This window comes from Bombella sp. ESL0378, assembly GCF_009725845.1.
In the GTDB taxonomy this organism is placed as follows: domain Bacteria; phylum Pseudomonadota; class Alphaproteobacteria; order Acetobacterales; family Acetobacteraceae; genus Bombella; species Bombella pollinis.
In genome coordinates this window covers 45560-64464 of sequence record NZ_WNIF01000007.1, presented here as the reverse complement: position 1 = coordinate 64464, position 18905 = coordinate 45560, and the positions used below count along the sequence as shown (strand labels likewise).

The window sequence follows — 18905 nt, the reverse complement described above, 5'->3', positions numbered from 1 at the left end:
ATTAGTTTCCGAAGGTACCAAGAGAATTGAACGTGACGCTGAAGCCAACCGTTACGTTAGGCCGCCGACCGCCGATATAGGTGTTTTGACGTGAGGCGTAAACATTGAGGGTGAAACATTCATTAGAATACCCAACTGTGCCCCCATTTGCCACAAATTGCTTACGGGCAATGCTACGGCGCGTGTAATAAGCGAAGGAATATTCTTTCCACCGCCCAGTCACTCCGCCGGTAAGCTCGCTGACTTTACCAAGGAAGGGGTTGTTAACGCGAGACTGGTCCATGCGGTTCGTGCGTGGGGTATAGTAATAGTAATAAGGGGTTCTAGGCTCATACACATAGCCTGCCATGACACGGAAGATGGGTATCCCCGCCGAGACGAGCCCCTCACCATAGTCAAAATGTTTACTATAAGGGTTAAAGCGCCCGCGCGCTGTGACATCAACAAAGCGAGAGGGCGTCATCTGAATGCGGCCGACAGGGTCGGAGAATGTATGATTAACGCCGGAATAGCGCATATAAGCCGGCCCCCCACGGTTGGGATGCTGGATGAAGCTTTCCCCAATGAGAACATCCACTGAGCGGCCATTCCAGCTCCAATTTTGATGTAGGCCTACATTGGCGCGTAAGCCACCATCAAGCCTGTCCGTCCCCATATAACGATTGAGGGAGAAAAGTGTCGCATCAGTAAACTCGTAAGCGAAGCTATCCTCATTAGGGAGTTGTCGATGCAGAGCACTGCCTGTGTTGGGGGCAGCAATCAGCTGAATGATAGGCTCAAAAATCTGCGTGGCATGGCCTTTGGCAAAGCTGCGGAGGAAAGGCCAGTTCATCTTTAATGCAAGGGTTGGTTGGACTTGCCCACTTACATGCGATCCAGATTTCTCATAGAGAGGTTGCTCATGCATACGCGTGGCATGATACACCATAGAATCAACACGGGCGGTTAAAACCCATTGCTGGCCCCAATTATTGGTCCAAGGGCGATCCCATTGGAAGGCAAGCTCCCCGCGTTGGTCATTTGCACCGCGATCGCGCAGAATGACAAAATCGGTCGTATGGACTGTGAGACGCCCGCCTAAAGCATCTGGCTCACCTTGGAAGTCATATGTAAAACGAGGGAGGGAGTAGGGGAGGTCCTTATTGTTAATAATACCTTGGTTAAGACCCTGATAAATCTGGGTATCTAAGCGTAGGTAGGAGCCAACACCAAAGCCCTCTAAATAGGCATTGGTATTGAGCGCATCACTACCATATCCCGGCACACTATAGTCACGCATATAGTTTGCTGCTGTTGTACGGTTAGTATTAAACCCAACGCGCCAATGAGGTGAGAGGTTAAATTCGCCTCGGCCTGCAATATAGGCTTGGGCACCATGCTCCTTCCCACCATAGCTGGGCTCACCAAAGGCATTATAGAAAGGTTGGTTACGTAGTGAGTCGTAAGCGACAGCACCGGTGAGGTTTAAATAACCGTTATTGAAGCGATTGCGGTAATTAACTGTTAATTGAGGTCCGGATTTTGTCCCTACGAGGGGCGTAAAAGTAGCGTCTTGATGGCCATCAATTACCCAAAAATAAGGGATGCTAAAGACCGTACCAAGATAATGGTCATGGGGTTTCGCATAGAAATTAAGAAACCCACTATGACGTTTTGAGCTGGGGTCAGTAATCGGCAAGTAGGGGAAATAGGCGACAGGCACCCCTAAGATACGTAACCACGCATGATTAAACTCAAGATTTTGATTATCTTTATCTTGTGTCGCATTACGCGCCGTTATGGACCAAAAAGGTGCTCGCTCGGGATGCTGTGCGCAAACAGGGCAGGCTGTATAAACAGCGTTGGAGAAATCTGTCACGCGGCCATTGTTACGCCGCGTCCCGCTGCTGGATATTTTGACATTATTTTTCATACGGGCATAAGAGGCCGTGCTAACATCATCCTTCATTCCGTGGGAGAACTCGGCCCGCTCTGTATAAGCAATTGTGCCATCTGGTTGGGTGAGCGCGACATGATGAAGTGCTGTGATTGTACCAGCAGCGCGGTCGTAAATAACCTTATCAGCCCGCATAGCTTGGCCACCCTGCCAAATACGGACATTGCCTTCTAAGACAAGAAGGCCTGTTTTATCATAGCTCTCATGGTTGGCGAGGTAAGTAACAGGCTCAGAGTCTGACACGCCGCCATTGGAGGATAGGTTGGGCTGTGTACCTGCGGGGAGAGGGCGAGCATTAGCAGGTGGTTTTGGCGCGTTAGAGGGAGTCTTTTGTGTATCTTGTGGGGGCTGCTGCGCGGGGATGGTTGTAGGAGCGGCCGTGGCGGGAACAATTTGCAAAAAGGCCCCTAGCGCACTCCCGGCGAGGGCTTGGCTTAGCAGCGACCAGGGCTTTCCAACACGGTGTGGCTTAGCCTGTAATGGCCCAGCGCGTAACGGAAAGTCAGCAGACAGTGGCATTAGCCATCCTCCAAATGCAACAACAAGGCCGCCGCGAGACATAACCCGATACCTGCTGGTGCCCAAGCAGCAGGCAACGGGGGTAAAGCACCAGATTTTCCCAGTTGCTCAGCGATTTTAGAGACCGCGAACAAAGTAAAGCCTGCTGTTACACCAATGCCGAGCATCCGCGCAATGCCACCACGCCCTGCCGGACGAATGGAAAAACCGGCCGCAACGAGCACCATAGTAACCGCAAGCATGGGAAGGGCTAAAAGCCCTTGAAAGTGGAGTTGATAGGGTATCGTAGAAAAACCGGAATGATGCAACAATTTAATGATATGAGGCAGGGCCCAAAGTGAGAGTGTATCGGCAGGGATAGCCTGCCGATTGAGGATTTTTGGTGTAAAATCAGACGGTAAAGTAAGGTCATGTGGTGTATGAGGCATGCGCGTATTAGAGAGGGTAAGCGCGTTATGGATGTTCCAATACCCATGGGAGAGAGTGCCTTCTGGGGCTTCAATCCGTTCTAAAAGATTCATAGCGCGGTCAAGTCGGAAGATGGTCAACTGTTGCGCTATCAACACAGTATTTTGTTGGTGGAGTGTCCCGATATGGAAGATAATATCCCCCCCAAGGCCGGGAATATTATCGCTACTGCGAAGCCATAAATCGGTAAAGAGCGTGCGCGGCTGGGGGTTAGGGCCTTGTAGCCACTGGGCCTCTAATGCGACAGCATGGCGGTAGCTTGCGGAGGATAGGGGCGACAAAGCAGCACTCATAAAGGTCCCTAAAAGGGCTGCACACAAGCTCGGGCTGAGGAGAAGTTGCCATACGGAGAGGCCAGCGGCACGGGTTACCACAAGCTCGGAGGAGCGCGCCAGGCGAGAGAAGCAGATCATCCCGCCCAATAAAATGGCAAAGGGAAGGATGTAGAGGCTGTAATAAGGGATATGAAGTGCGGCGATGTGTAGAACAGGTTGTATGCCCGCCTCTGGGTGGGCCGCGGCGCGGCGGAGGAGGTCGATAAAATCAAAGAGGGAAATGAGTCCGGTGAGGGCGCATAGGGTCAGTATTGTGGTGAGGGTAAATGCCCACCCTACATAACGGGCTAATGTGGTGGAAAAGCCAGTATGAACCATAAAATGCCCTACCTAGCCATGGAGGTGGATGGGGTTTTATGGCGCATACTCGCCCATAAGAGGCTTCCCCCGCCCATGAGGCTAGGGAGTAGAACCTCAGCCCATAAAAGAGGCACAAAAGCAGGATTTCCCTCTGCAAGATGTTTTAGGATGAGGGAGAGAATCATCAATAACACCACAATGAGGACAGCGAGCGTGGGACGAAGGAATGTCGCATGACGGCTGAAGCGGCTTTGTAAGACGCAGAGGAGGGCTATCATAGTATAAGAGAGGCAAGCGAGCGGGTTTGTCAGGCGCGTCCAACCCTCAATGAGCAATTTATTACGGCTATGGCGGGAGAGATTACCTTGTGGGAAAAAGAGAGCCGAGAGGGGAAGCTCTGCGACATCAGGGGCAAAGGTTTGATGATGAGCAGACCCAATATCGACTGTTTCGAGCTGGAAATAAAGTGTGCTGATCTGGCCTGTATGGCGGTTTAGCGTATGGCGAGACCCATTATGAAGGACTAAGCGCAAAAGGTCGCCTTGTGGTGTGGTCAGGCCATCTTCAGCGAGAATAGTGACGGGATAAGCGGGGTTACGGTCATCCTCAATCATAATGCCGTCAAAGCTATCATCGCTGCGGCGTTCATGGATATATACGGTCATCCCCTTACTTATGGGGGTAAAGACGCCTTCCTCCAGCAAGAAAGCTGCTGCGCGATTGCGGATTTCTAGCTCATAGCGGTGGAAGTGATGATAAGCGATCGGTGCGGCCCAAAGGCTAAGCCCGTACCCGGTGAGGCAGGCCAGCCCCGCCCCAATTAGTCCCGGCCGGGCGAGGCGGAGGGGGGAGAGGCCCATAGCTTGCAAGACGGTGAGTTCCCGGTCTCCTGCGAGCCGATGGTAGAACCATAAGGTGATAAGAAATGTCGTGACGGGGAGAATGACACTGATGAAGGAAGGCACCATTAGGAGGGTGAGATGCAAAAAGGCGAGTAGGGAAAGCCCATGTTGCACCACCATACTGATAAAATGGAGCGATTGTGTTAGCCAGATTAAGGCTGTGGCCCCGCCCGTGAGGGCAATAAGCCCCATGAGGAGATGATGGAGGATGTAGCGGTCCAACAACGCTAAGGATGTAACATGGCGAAATAGGGGGGGTGGAGTGTGCTGTAGGGCCATGTTTTAGGCAGGGCGCGGGGCCGCAGCACGTTTAAGCCTATCCTGTAAAGCACGGCCTAACCCATCATGCGGCAGGGGAGCTACAGCGATGGCCGTGAGGTTATGGCGTGCAGCAGAACGATCTATCTGCCGTAAGGCTGCAAAGAGACGGTGAGCGGCTTCTTCCACATTACCTTCTAGGCTGAGATTGACGTTAAGAGCTGGGGCGGCTCCCTCGGCTATATAGTCGCCAAAGGTAAGAAAGGCCTCACCCGGGGAGAGATGCGTTGCATTTAGGCGGACTGGTAAAGAGGGGGCATAATGGGACGCTGCTTGCCCCGGCGCGTTGGGCTGGCTGTGCGCGCTCATATGGTCCGCTACGTTAATTGGGCTACAAAGGCCCTCTAAAGCTTCTAAGGTGATGCCACCGGGGCGGCGGAGGATGGGTTGTGTGCCGGTAAGGTCTAGCACGGTGCTTTCTACCCCCACAGCGCAAGGGCCAGTATCCAAAACAGCATCAATCCGGCCATCCAGCTCTTCCAAAACATGCGATGCTTGGGAAGGGCTCACTCTACCAGAGCGATTGGCAGAGGGTGCAGCGATAGGCTGCCCAACATGTTGGAGTAGCTCCTCCACCGCACGGCCTTTAGGAACACGAATGGCCAGAGTCTTTAAGCCCGCTGTGGCAGCAGGGCAGATGCGGCTTTCTGCATGGCGGGGGAGGATGAGGGTTAGCGGGCCGGGCCAGAAGGCTTTGGCGAGTGAGCGAGCCATTTCATAAAGAGGGGCTGTCTCATCAATCTCTGCAAATGCGGCATCAGCAGTGGCAAAATGGCAGATAAGCGGGTTAGAGCTTGGCCTGCCCTTGGCTTGGAAGATGCGCTCTACCGTATGAGGGGAGGTCGCAAGCCCACCCAGCCCATAGACGGTCTCCGTCCCGAAGGCGACAAGCCCCCCTTGTTGTAACAAGCGGGCAGCACGGCGGATGCCGTCATAATCATGGTCGAGCCGTTCTGTCGTGTGGGAGGGGGCGTGAGGCATAGGCATAATATGTGGTACCAAGATGTAAGAAAGGGCGGGGATTAATGTGGGGTATAGCCTGTACAGAAGAAGGGTGGGTTCAACCATCCTTTCTTCCCATAACGGAGGGGTTGGCCTGTTTCATCCAATAAATGACCGCCCGCAGCTTCTAAAATCGCGTGCGGGGCAGCGGTGTCCCATTCCATCGTAGGGCCAAACCGGGGGTAGAAATCCGCTTTCCCCTCGGCAATATGGATGATTTTTGCCGCAGAGCCTAACCGTGTGATGCAATGAATGTGACGGCCATCTGACCATTTACGCAATAGGTCTTCTGATGTATGGTGGGAGGAGGCCATAACGCGTAAGCCTTCTTTCCCCACTGGGGCCGTTTTAATGGGGTGGCGTTGCTCCCCAATAAGTTGAAAAGCCCCTAAGCCTCTGCCCCCACCGTAAATCCCATATTGAGCAGGCAGGGCAACCGCCCCAAGAACGGGCTGATGGTCGCGAATCAACCCGATATTGATGGTAAAATTATGGCCCCCAGCGGCAAATCCGCGCGTGCCATCTAGCGGGTCTATCAACCAATAGCTGTTGCCCGGCTGGATATGCGTGCCTGAGGCATGTTCTTCTTCAGCAATAGCGGGGATGGTGGGGCAGGCATCCCGCAACCGTTTGAGAATATGCGCCTCGGAGGCTTTATCAGCCTCTGTTACAGGGGAGGAATCCTCTTTTATATCGGTCTGAAACCCACGCGCGCGGACATCACGCACAATCGCGGCGGCTTCATCAATGACCTCTAGGGCGAGGTTTAAGAGGTCATAATCTTGCGGGACAGGGGCGGAGGAAGCGTTCATGTGGGTGATAGTAGCGTATTATTGCTCATTCGTCACTTCTCCTCTTCTCTGATATAAGAGGGGAATAAGGGTCTTCGTCCTAGTCTCATAGGGGGCAGGCGGGCCAGTTTTGAGAGATAATGATTTAGGTAGGGGCATGATGTTTACTATTTCTTTCACCACAAAGCGACAAGGGCAGGATAAAGCCGGTCTTTCTGCGTTGTTATTGTGCCATGGGGCAGAGTTTATCAAGGGCGCGTTATTTCAGCATTATGATAAGATGTTAGGCGGGGCTTTAGTGCGAGCGGCCTCTTTGCGGGCATTTGCGGGGAAGGTGGGGGAGAGTGTTAGCCTCATCGCCCCAGAAGACTCGATAGCGCAATTCCATCTCATCGGTTGTGCCCCGTGTGATGATGAGCCTCAAACAACAGCGCAGGCGATGCAGTTGGCAGGAGGCAATGCGCTGCGTCTTTTAGCCCATAGTAAAATTAAAGCGGATAAGGCCAGCTTGTTGGTCGAGGCAGAGCAAGCCTCTCTTGCTGCGGAGCTTGCTTTAGGTGCTCGTTTGGGGGGGTATCGGTTTGACCGTTACAAAACAGTGAGCCAAAAACCGCAAAGCCTTAAGGTACTTCACATCGTTGTGCCCTCCACAGGGGCGATAAAGGAGCTTGAGGCACGTTGGGCCGAGCTGGAAGGCTTAGGGGAAAGTGTGTTCCTTACGCGTGACCTCGTTAATGAGCCTGCAAATCGTTTAACGCCGGCCGTGTTTAAGGACCGGATTCAGGAGCTCTCCGCCCTTGGTTTGGAGATTGAAGTGCTGGACCGCGCACAGATGGAAGCCCTCGGCTTTGGGGCTTTGTTGGGTGTAGCACAAGGCAGTGAGCAACCGCCCTTTACGGTGATTATGCGCTATCAGGGGGCCGCTAAAGCAGAGACGGCACCGCTGGCTTTTATCGGTAAGGGCGTGACATTTGATTCTGGCGGTATTTCCATCAAGCCCGCAGCGGGGATGGATGAGATGAAGATGGATATGGGCGGGGCTGCTGCCGTTGTGGGTGTGATGAGCGCATTAGCCCGCCGTAAGGCCGCAGTGAATGCCATTGGGGTTGTTGGGCTGGTGGAGAATATGCTCTCCGGTGCGGCGCAACGTCCGGGTGATATTGTTAAAAGCCATAGTGGCCAGACCATTGAGGTGCTGAATACGGATGCAGAAGGCCGCCTTGTTTTAGCAGACCTCCTCTCTTATACGCGCCAAACTTATAAGCCTGCGCTGATGGTGAATCTCGCGACCCTAACCGGGGCCATCGTTGTAGCGTTGGGGAATGATATTGCCGGCTTATTTAGCAATAACGACCAGCTTGCTCAGGCTTTAACGAAAGCAGGGGATGAAACAGGAGAGGCTTTATGGCGTATGCCGATGGGGCCTGCTTATAACCGGCGTATTGATTCCGACATTGCCGATATGAAGAATATCGGTGGCCGGCCGGGTAGCTCTAGCTTGGCAGCGGAGTTCCTCAAACGCTTTGTCGGTGAGACTCCTTGGGCGCATTTGGATATTGCCGGTACGGCATGGGCTGAAAAAGCAACAGCTTTAACCCCTAAGGGGGCGAGCGGCTTTGGGGTGCGTCTGTTGGACCGCTTTGTTCAGCTTTACAGCGATACAGCGTCATAAGGTAAGGGACGCGTTATGGAGCATCAGGCGGAGGGGATGGGTGAGAGCGCGCCGCCAGAGCGTGCGATGGTCGGGTTCTACCACCTTACCCGCACCACTTTGGAGGAAGCCTTACCCGCTTTGTTGGAACGCACCTTAGAGAGCGGGGCGCGGGCGGTTGTGCGCTGTGAGGATGCCGCTCAGGTTAAGGCCTTGGATGAAGTGTTGTGGAAAGTCCCTCCCTTGATGTGGCTCCCGCATGGTTATGCAAAAACAGGCCAGGCACATCGCCAACCCATCTGGCTTACAGAGTCTGACGAGCGACCGAATGAAGGGACGTTCCTCTTTCGGCTCAACGGGGCGTGGGATGGCGATTTGGTAGGTTTTCAACGTGTGTTCGACCTCTTTGATGGTCGTGATGAGCAAGCGGTTCAGCAAGCACGCCAGCGGTGGAAAAGCCTGAAACAAGCCGGTTACGGCATGACCTATTGGCAGCAGCAGGCCAAAGGTTGGGCGAAGAAGGGGTAGAATAGTCTATGCCGTTTCATGATCCCTTTTTGCTCTGCTTGCTGGCATTATTAGCCCTATTGCTTTGTGGTGATGGGGCTGTGCGCGTGTTTGTCCGTGGGTTATGGCGGTCTGTTCCTGTTGTTACATGGCGGCAAGGGGGCTGCCATATGGCGGGGTTCCTCATGGCCTTTGCCGCTTTGGGGGTGGTTGGGCATGCGGGGGCTGCGGCGTGTTTGGTGGCTCTAGCCCTGCTCTTTTTTGGCGGTGGGGCGGCTTTTCGCCCTATATGGGGGGTACCTGCGTTATTAGGGTATGGTCTCTCTCCAACCGGGCTAGGCGGACTGGGGTTGATGGCCTTGTGCCTTTGGGCGGCAGGCCAAGCGCAGATGAGCCGGGTAGGGCAGGTTGTAGCGATAGTGCTGCTTATAGGGTTGGGTCATGGGGGCGCATCAGCTCATCCATTATTATGGCTGGGTGGGAGTGTTGCCCTCGTAGCGATAGGCCTTTTAGTAGAATTAGGGCGCGATTGGGAGGTTTTGTTACGCTCTTGCCGTTTGCTGCGGCCGTTAATGCTTTTAGGTCTTATGGAAATCTCCCGCCAGCAAGGCCTATCAATAGGGGTAGAAACAGCATTTTGCGCCTTGCTGTTGGATGTAACTTGCCAAACTATCGCGGCTATTTGGCCATTTGCTGTGTGTTTGAGCATCCCCGCTCCACCCTTGCCGGGCTTTGTTGTTGGGTGGATGGGGTTGCATACCGCATTGGGTTTGAGCGGAGGAACCGAAGGCTGGGCAGTGATAGGGTGTATTCTAGCCATTATGGTGATGGGCTTATCATTAGGGGATGGTATGGTTAGCCTCCGTGAGGCTGCCTCTATTCAACCATGTAAGCGGGTGGAATGGGGGATAGGCCTTATCATAGCGGCTCTTTTACCATCCCTATGTGGGTTTGTGACGCAATGGATGCCCGGTGCAGCAGGTCATAGAGGGGCGTGGTTTTATCGTCTCCCCGGTGGGGATGGGAGCATGATAGCCCTCCCTCTTTTCTGGCTGGCATTATTTGTGGTGTGGCGGGGCCTCTCACGCGGGCATGTTAAGACGTGGCAGTCGCGTATTAGGATGGACGTATTAGCGGTAGGTATGCAGGCTCCCCCGCTGCGTTTATGGCCTATAAAACGCTTGGTCGTGCGAGGGCAGCAGCATATAGGCGTGGTGCAATCATCTGGCCGCGCACTTTTATCATCTCTCCCGTTGCGGGATTCTAGTGCTGTCTTTTGGCTGGTCTTTTTGGGTGGCGTTTTGGTTATGTTGGGGCTTGCCCAGTGAAGAACGCTATTATGCCATACTTTATAGATGGCGTGCGCCTAGGGTTAGAGCTTGTGTGCCAAAGTGTGGCATTGCTTGCAGTAGTGCCACTTATGGTTTGGGTGATGGAGGATGTTCCAGCCTTTTTGGTAGGGCGCGCAGTAGCCCCATTGGGTAGTCGTTATCGGCGTTTCGGGCATTTTGGGCGGGAGATTTTACGGCACGGTATTGATGTAGAAAGCGGGTTGATGCTGACGCTTGCCCTGTTAGCCCTTCTTATTTTGGCGGGGATGTCTTTTATAATGCCCTCCTGCTTAGGGCTGGTAGGGGCATGGCTTGCAGACCCGCTTTTGGTGGGGAGCTTTATTTTAACGGGGGCTTTATGGGCTGCGCCTTCTTATTTTGGGCAAGTGGTGCGGTGTTGGTTTGTTCTGTGCTTGATGGAATCTTTTCTCGTCCTTGCTGCACCGGGCGTGACGGGTTTTTTGGGGGTGCATCATCTCCTTATTGCCGCCCCCGGCTCTAGTTTGGCAGGGACAGCTTTATGCTGTGCTGTGGCATTGGCGTTCCTCACCCCTGTGCCGCGCCGTGAGGTTCTGGCTGCTGAGATGATAGAGCAGGCTTGGCCGCCTAGCCGTGCAGAGCGTGACCAAAAACAGAGGATTTTAGAGCTTTATCGTCTAGGTTGGGTGCTGCTTGTGGGGGATAGTCTTTTACCGGTGCTATTCGGGCTAGAAGGGCTGGGAAGTGTGGCCGGTTTCATTGGGCGGTTTATGGGCGGGGCAGCCCTTATCATCATAGGGCGGGCTACGGGGCTGAGCCGATACCGTCATTTTGTTGCGTTATTACTTGGCCTAGCAGGCTTAATGGCTTTGGCGGGACGATTTGCCGTATGATGGCGGGATTTGCATGCGCTTTGGTCTTGTTATTGATGTCGCTAGGGCGGGATGGTCGCTGGTTGCCGCTTTATGGCGTTGTATGTGCGGCGATTGCTGGAACATCAGGGACGGGATGGATCGCTGGGTTAGCTGTTATAGTTTTACCTGTCGCGAACCTATTGCTATGGGGCGTGATACGGCATTTTACTGTTGGGCAGCGGCGTGTTTCTAACGGTGGGCGTGAGATTTTGCCTGTGGTGCTGACGCTATTATTGCAATTTGTATTGGCCTTTTTTGGAGCAGGATTGGGTTTGGTCCCCACATTTGGCATCGGGCTGGTCCTAGCGGGGTTATGTGCAGCGGTATGTGGAGAAGCTCTGTCCCAATTTTGCGGGCTTGCTATGGCGGTGGATGGGCTGTTGGTTATGGCGAGTCTTTTGCCGTCTTGGGGCGTATTTGTAACGGGGTTAGCCCTGTGGGGTGTATTGGTGTTTTTGGCTCTGGTCCTGCTGCCGCGTTTAGCGTGGTGGCGTGTGGGGGATGATTAATGGCCTTCGCCGCTGCGGCCTTTGCGCCGGGCTTATTCGCCTCACCTATTTTATTAGGGTTATTTTGTTGGCCTTTTCTGGTGGTGTGGGTGCTTTGGGCCGCAAAACGACCAGAGGAAGCTGGGGCCATGGCGTGGCTTGGCGCGGGGTTGAGTACGCTAGCTTTGCTAGGGTGCTCCTCCCATATAAGCTGGGGGCAAGCGGTTTGTTTGGGGCTGGAAGCCTGCATAGCTGTCATTATTTTGGCTGGGCGTAAGGGCGAGGCGCACTCTCTAAATGATCAACATAGCGCGTCTTTTCGTGCGGGGATGGAGCAGTATGTCCCCCTCTTGGTGACGGGTTGTATTTTTATGGCGTTATTATTGCGCCCGCCTTTAGCTGCGCTGTTTTTTGATGCTGCCGGGACGGTTTTACTGGCATGGTGGGATGGGCGTGCCACGCGGCGCGCTATGCCTGCATGGGAGGTGGTGCGCTTACGGCTAAGCGGTGTGGTGCTTGCCAGTGTGGGGCTGATGGTTATGCGTGGGGGGAGCGTTTTTGCCACGGCGGACACGGCTTTGCAGGTCGGGCAGGTGTTCGCTTTAACCGGGTTGTGCATGATGGCAGGCTTGGGCCATAGGGCTTCTAGCCGGGCAGAGTTGGCATTGTTGGATGTCGGGTTGCGGTTTGTTCCGCTTTTTTTGCTGCCTTTGGTGATGGTGACCCCACTGGCACGGTCTTTGATGGTACTTGCTGGGCTTTTAGCCCTCGGGAGTGTGGTTTTAGGAAAGCAAGGGCGCGTACCGTCATTAACATGGGTGCTTGGCTTTGCTGTACTTGCGGCGGGGACGGGGCAAAGGCTGGTGCTTTTATGGCTCTATAGCGCAGTTTTACTCGCCGCATCGTTGCGTGTGGTGTGCGAGAGGGAGGCGGTTATAAGAGGCGAGGCGGGTTATACCAGACTACCCCCCGGAGGGTTAACGGTTTTACCCATGCAGATGATGCTCCCTCTCCTTATGATGGTGTCTATTGTGCTAGCGGCATCATTAGGGAGGGCAGCTTGCGTGGGGCTGTTTATCTGCCTTTGTATGGGGCTGCGCGGGTTGGAGCTGGAGAGCTTGCCGCAAACATTCTTAGCGGTGTGGCGATGGCATGATACCCTTATAAGGCTGTTATTGGTGCTGTTAGGGGCCTTAACATTGTTGGGGATTGCTCTGCTCGCTATGGGGCTTATGCCAGAGCCAGCCATTCAAATGGTGAGAGGGGTTGGACGATGATGGAGGACCCTATTTTAGAGGGAGGGGAACGGGTAGGGCTGTTCCATTATCGTGTATCCTCGGCAGGTTGGCTGCATTTCCTCCAACAAAATGAGCGCAGAGTGGCTTTATTGGCCTTTTGGGCCGATGAGTCTTGGGCAACAGCTTTGTTCCTATGTGCGGGGGAGCAACCTTTGCTGGTGAGTACGGCTATAGAGCAGGGACATTATCAAGCTGTGTCGCCTTATTTTCCCGCAGCACAATGGGGCGAGCGCATGGCGCGGGATTTATGGGGGGTAGAAGCATGGTCCGCTCGGGATGATAGTCCTGCGCTTGATGATGGGAGTTGGTCTCTAATAACACCATTAGCGGCTCATCCGTTGCCTGTAGCTGATGGTATGGGGCAGCCGTTGCCTGCCTGCCGGATGGAGCCATCACAGACGCAAGTGCCGGGTTTGCTGGGGATTGATTATGCCCTCTCTGAAGGTGCGATGCAGCAAATAGAGGTGCAGATTGCCGCTGGGCATCGCGGTGTGCTTTCCCGTTTGATGGGGTTGTCCCCCCAAGAGGCATTGCCGCTGATAAGCCGCATCACAGCGAGCGGATTTGTAGCGCATCCTTTGGCATTTATACGGGCCATAGAGCAAGCTGAAGGCCGCCGCCCTAACCCATATGAGCGGGATAGGCGGCTCCTTCTATTGGAGGTAGAGCGCATCGGGGTGCATCTTTTTGACCTCAGCCAAACAGCGCAACACGTGGGTGCGGGTTTGCTTGCAAGCATATGTGAGCATACGCGGGAAGCTCTAGCGGCTCTATGCGCGGATTATGGCTTCTCTCGGCGTTTGACCAATAGCATCACACTAGAAGGGCAGAGTGAGGGGGGAGAGATTTTGCCTTTCATGCAGGCTTTATCATCAATGTTGCGGCCTCGTCTTATACAGATAAAACAGCTTATGGGACTGTTTGATAATAGGCTGAAGAATATTGCTATTATTCCGACAGCTTTGGCGTGGGATTACGCTTTAGGGGGTGCGGTTGGTCGAGCTAGCGGGCGATATGTAGATTTTCGCTTCATGGATGAAGGCATGCGTGTGCAGGCTTTAGGCGGTGCGGTACGGCATGAGGGTGATGCTTGGGCGCGCCATCGTCAACGCATGACAGAATGTGAGGAATCGTTGCGTATTATAGGGCAGATTATGGCGTCCTTTGGGCAGGAGCGGGACGGGAATGTCATCCCGCGGACGGATGAAGGGCTTGGGGTCGCAGAGGGCGCGCGCGGGGATGTTTGGTATCATCTTCAGCTTGAAGCGGGGCGTATTACAAAGATACAGATACGCGACCCGGCTTTGCCACTTTTGGCTATTTTGGGCCTCGTGTTGGAGGGGCAATCGCCAGAGCAGCTAGGGGTGATGTTAGCATCCCTAGGTTTATCGCCTGCCGCTATTGCGCTTTGAGAGGGAAGGCTCCCGTGGTTGGGGGGGAGCGATAATCTTTAAAAGGGTTGGTGCGCTAGTAATTTGGAGTGGCGTGGTGCCGCGGAAGTCCCCATCACTTTGGGCGGGGATAGGGCTGGTATGGTCGCAGGTGATTTTCTCCCCTGTGAGGATGGTAAAAGCAGTGTTGGAATATGTTTTCCGTCTGAGGCGCATCATGATGAGATGCCAGATGATGAGCAACGGGTTAAGCCGGTGGAGCAGTAGGACGGAAAAAGCAGGCTGCCGATGGAGCTTGTGAGGAAAAAGCGCAAAAGGCCCCCCATATAGCCGCCCTTTGGAGATAATGCTTAAAACGGTGCGGTAAGAGACGCCATCTACACGCGTTTTGAAGGGGGGAAGCCGTTTGGAGATAGCAAGCTGTAAGGCTGTAAGAACATAGGCTGTGCGCCCTATGCGTTTTTTAAGTACGGGTGAAAGATTCTGGACAATCCATCCATCAAGGCCGACCCCTGCCATTTGGAGGAACAGGGTCGGGGTTGTGTTGTCCGCTGTTGTTATTTGCCCCGGCCAGACGCTACAGCGCGTGCCACGGGCGAGGAGGGTTACATTCTCGGCATCATCAAAGGGGATATTAAGCTCGCGTGCTAGGACATTAGCCGAGCCGATAGGCCAAAGGGCAAGGGTGCAAGAGGCCTTCATCATCGCTTGAGCAATTTCAGCAATGGTGCCATCGCCGCCACCAGCGATGATGATATCTGGTACGTTTTGTTCATCTCGTTCTAAATAAGCTCGCACAATATCCGCCGCATGGCCTTGGGCACGGGTGAGTTCCACCTGTACATCATAGCCTGTTTGCTCCAACTGCTCGACAAAATGTGTGAGTCGCTCTTTTGTGTAATGGCCAGCAATAGGGTTGGCGATAAGCAAAATATGGCGGCGAGATGAGGGGTTCATAAGGCTAGAGAGTTCCTTTTGGGGAGAGATGGCCTTTCGGTGTATAGGATAATCTTATACGCTGTTTTGAAGGAGTACGACTAGATCATGCAACCAGCACCATTGACAATGCTCCTTGCTTTTCTGGATGTACAAAAATGGCGGCCCCACTCTAAGCGGCGTGGCGGGCGAGATATTCGTCTTTTTACGTTAGAGACAGGCAGTTGTGAAGGCTGCGCGATGGAGCTGATCACTCTGGGGGGGAGTGCTTATCCGCTGGAGGGGAGTGGCTTTGAGCGCGTACAACATCCTCAAGATGCTGATTGGTTGCTCGTAACAGGGGCAGTGACGCGCTCTAGCGCGGGGGGATTAGCTAGCGCATGGGAGGCTATGCCCCCCGGGCGCAGCCTGATTGCTATAGGGGATTGCGCTTATAATGGCGGGCTGTGGGGAAGTAACTACACAACGCTAGGTGGGATTGCTGCCCTTAGCCGTGTATATAGCACTATCCCCGGTTGCCCGCCTTCACCAGAGGCTATTCTTCACGCCTTGGTGGAATTAGCAGAGGGCGGGTCATCCTCTACAGTCTCCCAAGAATCCTCTGCCTCGCGGCGTAGCCGCCAATAAGAACGGCGTGAGAGAGGGATCATAATAAGGTAAATTATGCCCGCAGCGGCTAAGGCCCCCCAAGGCTCTGCAATCAGAATAGCCGCATAAGCACCCGTGCCAACCAGCATAGGTAGAATATAGCGGGAGGGGACCTTAAAGTTCTTAAACGACCAAATAGGCAAGGTCGAGACAAGGAGGAACGCCGTTACAATCAAGCAGGTAGCGGCCAACCACGGGGAGTGAGCAAAACGAGCAACCCCCTCTAAGTGATTGCGATGGGCTTCTAACCCTAAAAAGACGGGGAAAAGTGCAAGTCCCGCCCCGGCAGGAGCCGGCACACCGGAGAAGAAGTTAGCGGCATATTCCGGCGCGGTATCATCATCCAAAGCAGAATTAAACCGTGCAAGGCGTAAGGCCATGCACACGGTGAATAAAATGAAAGGGATGAAGGAGAGCCGCTCTGTCGCAGGTAAGGCCCATAGCATGAGGATAAAAGGCGGGACGACACCAAAACACACAAAGTCCGAAAGGCTATCAAACTCCGCCCCAAAACGGGATGTTCCTTTTAAGAGGCGGGCAATGCGGCCATCTAGCCCATCCATACAAGCGGCGATGAGCAAAGCCGCTGCTGCGTGGGTGAAGTGCCCCGTCATGGAGAACTTAATTGCGCTTAGCCCCGCGCAGAGGCCGAGCATGGTAAGGATGTTCGGCACTAGGCGATTGAAGGAACGGCCATGAACACGGCGGCGTTTGCGCCGGTAACGGCGGACCATGATTTTACCAGATGTAGGTTTTTGCATGGCGAACTCGTTAGAGCCGTGCGATGATGGTTTCACCACCAATCATCGTCTGCCCTTCTAAGACTTCAGGGGTGATGCCGGGGGGAAGGTAGATATCCGTGCGGGAGCCAAAGCGGATGAGACCGAAAAGCTCGCCCGCTTTTACGCGCTCACCTTCTTGCACATTACAGAGGATACGCCGTGCGATGAGGCCAGCAATTTGGACAACGGCAAGCTGACGGCCATCATCAAGTGTAATACGCAGCTCGTTCCGCTCATTATGCTCGGAGGCTTTATCTAAGCTGGCATTGAGGAACCGGCCTGCATGATAGGCAATTTTAGAGACAGTCCCGCTAACGGGCATACGATTTACATGGACATCTAAGACAGAGAGGAAGGTAGAAACCCGCCATACGGGGGCATTGCCCATCTCCAAAGCAGCTGGAGGCGCAACAAGAGAAACGCCCGTTACGCGACCATCAGCACTAGAGAGGACGAGATTATCCCCCTGTGGGGATGTTCGGCGTGGGTTGCGGAAGAAATAGAGGCAGAATCCCGTAAAGGCGAATCCGGCCGTGCCTATCGCGCGGGTGAGACGCCACGGTGTCAGCCGCCCGAGAATGGCTGTCAGCAGGCCCGCTGTCAGGAATGGAGTAGCCGCACGGTGGGGCGGCGCAAGAACGAGTTTGAATGATTTGATAAGTGACATATCATTACTCATACGTCACCTATCGGGTGGGTCAAGTCTTTCTATGAGGTACGCTGCATAAAACAATGGTGGAGCGGGTGTTGTCACCTAGGGAGGCGACATCCATTTTAAGGGCTGATGGTTTTGGAGAGGTAAGGGCCTTATGACGGTAGAGATTAAGCCGCTTTGCGCGTTTAAAGATAATTATGTGTGGTGTGTGCGTCAGAGTGCGATCATGCCTTGGGTGGTGATTGACCCCGGCGAGGCAGCCCCTGTGATGACCTTGTTGGGAGAGCAGCCTCCCGCTGCCATTTTATTAACGCATCATCATAATGATCATATCGGTGGGGTGGCGGTATTGCGGGAGCGTTATCATGCGCCCATTTATGGTCCCGCTGATATTGCCGAGATTGATCATCCCCTAAAGGGTGGGGAGAAGCTCTCATTAGCGGGGCTGAGCTTCCATGTTTTTGCAACGCCGGGGCATACGCTGGATCATCTTTGTTATGAGCTAGAAGGGGAGCATCCTGCCCTTTTTAGTGGGGATACGCTCTTTAGCGGGGGGAGTGGTCGCCTCTTTGAGGGCACAGCCGAGCAGCTTTTTAAAAGCTTTCGGCAGTTTGATGCCCTCCCTGATGAGACCATGTTATGCCCCGGTCATGAATATACGCAGGGTAATTTAAAGTTCATCGCCTCTCTTGGGCAGGATAGCCCTGCCTTTCAGGCGCGTGTGGCGGAGGTTGCCCGTCTGCGCGAGGCTGGGCGGCCATCTGTCCCAGTAACGTTAGGGGTAGAGCGGCAGACAAACCCTTTCCTTACCGCTCCATCGGTAGAGGCCTTAGCGCAGTTACGACAGCAGAAGGACCAATTCTAACAAAAGGGGTTAGGCGGTGGTGATGTCGAGCCCAATATCAAGGGCGGTGATGCTATGGGTCAACCAGCCGAGGGAGAGACAATCCACCCCGCTTTCTGCCATGCTACGGGCTGTAGCTGGTGTAATCCCGCCGGAAGCCTCGGTAATAGCGCGGCCTTGGACCATACGCACAGCCTCGCGCAGCATGTCCGGTGTCATATTATCCAGCAAATACGCATCCGGCCCATAAGGGCATGCAAGGGCCTCGGCCAGTTGAGCGAGGGAGTCGACCTCTAATTCAATCTTCATGAGATGCCCAGCCCGTTGGCGTGCTGCTTTTAGGGCTGCGGGAATGGTGCTGCCAAAAAGGGCAAGGTGATTATCTTTGAGCATAATCGCATCATCAAGCCTATGGCGGTGATTGCTCCCCCCACCAGCGCGGACGGCATATTTTTGCAAAGCGCGTAAGCCGGGGAGTGTTTTGCGTGTGCAGCATACCCGCACGCCTGTACCCTCAACGGCTTCGACAATCTGCCCTGTCATGGTTGCAATGCCACTAAGGTGAGAGAGGAGGTTAAGGGCGACGCGCTCACCCCCTAGCACGGCACTAGCAGGGCCTTCTACCTCGGCAAGGACATCGCCTTTTGCAATGTGGTCACCGTCTTGCTTGAGCGGGATGAAGCGTGTGTCCTTATCTAGCAAGGAGAAGGCCAAGCGGGCACCGGGGAGACCGGCTAATCGTCCTGCTTGCCGAGCAACAAAGCTGGCCCGTAAGGATGGTTGCCCGGCAAGGAGTGATTGGGTCGTTACATCGCCCCCCGTGCCGAAATCCTCCCGTAGGGCGGTGGTAATGACAGGTTCCCAAAGGAGGTCGGGCAGAAAGAGAGTTTCAAGAGCCATGAGGAAATCC

The 18905-nt window shown here is 54.2% G+C and carries 18 protein-coding genes; 9 read left to right on the top strand and 9 right to left on the bottom strand.

Going from position 1 to position 18905, the window contains the following annotated elements:
- Position 1: 1 nt before the first annotated feature.
- From GM556_RS05515 to GM556_RS05495, 5 genes are read right to left on the bottom strand one after another with little or no spacing between them, the layout of a single operon-like run.
- The gene (locus GM556_RS05515; protein ID WP_155579523.1) at positions 2-2455 is read right to left on the bottom strand and encodes an LPS-assembly protein LptD; all 2454 of its coding nucleotides are present in this window, start codon (positions 2453-2455) and stop codon (positions 2-4) included.
- Complete coding sequence (lptG, locus tag GM556_RS05510) at positions 2455-3576, bottom strand: LPS export ABC transporter permease LptG (RefSeq protein ID WP_155579522.1); 1122 nt, start codon at positions 3574-3576, stop codon at positions 2455-2457. Before lptG ends, GM556_RS05515 begins: the two co-directional genes overlap by 1 nt.
- 8 nt (positions 3577-3584) lie before the next feature.
- Complete coding sequence (locus tag GM556_RS05505; protein ID WP_155579521.1) at positions 3585-4739, bottom strand: LptF/LptG family permease; 1155 nt, start codon at positions 4737-4739, stop codon at positions 3585-3587.
- Positions 4740-4742: 3 nt separating this feature from the next.
- On the bottom strand, positions 4743-5765 hold the full coding sequence (locus tag GM556_RS05500) for an L-threonylcarbamoyladenylate synthase (protein WP_230873302.1): 1023 nt from the start codon (positions 5763-5765) through the stop codon (positions 4743-4745).
- A 35-nt stretch (positions 5766-5800) separates the two neighbouring features.
- Positions 5801-6592 (bottom strand): 3'(2'),5'-bisphosphate nucleotidase CysQ, encoded by a 792-nt coding sequence (locus GM556_RS05495; protein ID WP_155579520.1) that lies wholly within the window; start codon positions 6590-6592, stop codon positions 5801-5803.
- Positions 6593-6731: 139 nt separating this feature from the next.
- Between GM556_RS05495 and GM556_RS05490 the strand changes: the two genes are divergently transcribed.
- The 7 genes from GM556_RS05490 to GM556_RS05460 are packed head-to-tail and all read left to right on the top strand — an operon-like array spanning position 6732 to position 14151.
- Complete coding sequence (locus GM556_RS05490; protein ID WP_370513603.1) at positions 6732-8243, top strand: leucyl aminopeptidase; 1512 nt, start codon at positions 6732-6734, stop codon at positions 8241-8243.
- 15 nt (positions 8244-8258) lie between these two features.
- A complete protein-coding gene (locus GM556_RS05485; RefSeq protein WP_230873301.1) occupies positions 8259-8750 on the top strand; it encodes a DNA polymerase III subunit chi in 492 nt (163 codons plus the stop codon).
- 8 nt (positions 8751-8758) lie between these two features.
- On the top strand, positions 8759-10057 hold the full coding sequence (locus GM556_RS05480) for a hypothetical protein (protein ID WP_155579518.1): 1299 nt from the start codon (positions 8759-8761) through the stop codon (positions 10055-10057).
- Between the two features lie 11 nt (positions 10058-10068).
- Positions 10069-10932, top strand: coding sequence for a hypothetical protein (locus GM556_RS05475; RefSeq protein WP_155579517.1), 864 nt, complete (start codon positions 10069-10071; stop codon positions 10930-10932).
- Entirely contained in the window at positions 10929-11462 is a 534-nt protein-coding gene (locus GM556_RS05470; protein WP_155579516.1) for a hypothetical protein, read from the top strand. Before GM556_RS05475 ends, GM556_RS05470 begins: the two co-directional genes overlap by 4 nt.
- Entirely contained in the window at positions 11462-12718 is a 1257-nt protein-coding gene (locus tag GM556_RS05465) for a hypothetical protein (RefSeq protein ID WP_155579515.1), read from the top strand. Before GM556_RS05470 ends, GM556_RS05465 begins: the two co-directional genes overlap by 1 nt.
- Positions 12715-14151 (top strand): hypothetical protein, encoded by a 1437-nt coding sequence (locus GM556_RS05460; protein WP_155579514.1) that lies wholly within the window; start codon positions 12715-12717, stop codon positions 14149-14151. The genes GM556_RS05465 and GM556_RS05460 overlap by 4 nt, the downstream gene beginning before the upstream one ends.
- Here the strand turns inward: GM556_RS05460 and GM556_RS05455 are convergent.
- Positions 14125-15087 (bottom strand): diacylglycerol kinase family protein, encoded by a 963-nt coding sequence (locus GM556_RS05455; protein WP_155579513.1) that lies wholly within the window; start codon positions 15085-15087, stop codon positions 14125-14127. The genes GM556_RS05460 and GM556_RS05455 overlap by 27 nt on opposite strands.
- A gap of 87 nt (positions 15088-15174) precedes the next feature.
- Between GM556_RS05455 and GM556_RS05450 the strand changes: the two genes are divergently transcribed.
- Complete coding sequence (locus GM556_RS05450; RefSeq protein ID WP_155573589.1) at positions 15175-15693, top strand: NADH-quinone oxidoreductase subunit B family protein; 519 nt, start codon at positions 15175-15177, stop codon at positions 15691-15693.
- Here the strand turns inward: GM556_RS05450 and GM556_RS05445 are convergent.
- Both GM556_RS05445 and GM556_RS05440 read right to left on the bottom strand, forming a co-directional pair.
- Positions 15609-16475 carry a phosphatidylcholine/phosphatidylserine synthase gene (locus GM556_RS05445; protein ID WP_099026770.1) on the bottom strand — a complete coding sequence of 289 codons (867 nt, stop codon included), beginning with the start codon at positions 16473-16475 and terminating at the stop codon, positions 15609-15611. The two genes, GM556_RS05450 and GM556_RS05445, sit on opposite strands and share 85 nt — an antisense overlap.
- A 10-nt stretch (positions 16476-16485) precedes the next feature.
- Entirely contained in the window at positions 16486-17163 is a 678-nt protein-coding gene (locus GM556_RS05440) for a phosphatidylserine decarboxylase (protein WP_155579512.1), read from the bottom strand.
- A gap of 142 nt (positions 17164-17305) precedes the next feature.
- Here GM556_RS05440 and gloB point away from each other — a divergent pair, with 142 nt between their 5' ends.
- Complete coding sequence (gloB, locus tag GM556_RS05435) at positions 17306-18016, top strand: hydroxyacylglutathione hydrolase (RefSeq protein ID WP_155579511.1); 711 nt, start codon at positions 17306-17308, stop codon at positions 18014-18016.
- Between the two features lie 9 nt (positions 18017-18025).
- On the opposite strand, the gene nadC is transcribed toward gloB, so the two are convergent.
- Positions 18026-18895, bottom strand: coding sequence for a carboxylating nicotinate-nucleotide diphosphorylase (gene nadC, locus GM556_RS05430; RefSeq protein WP_155579510.1), 870 nt, complete (start codon positions 18893-18895; stop codon positions 18026-18028).
- Positions 18896-18905 lie beyond the last annotated feature (10 nt).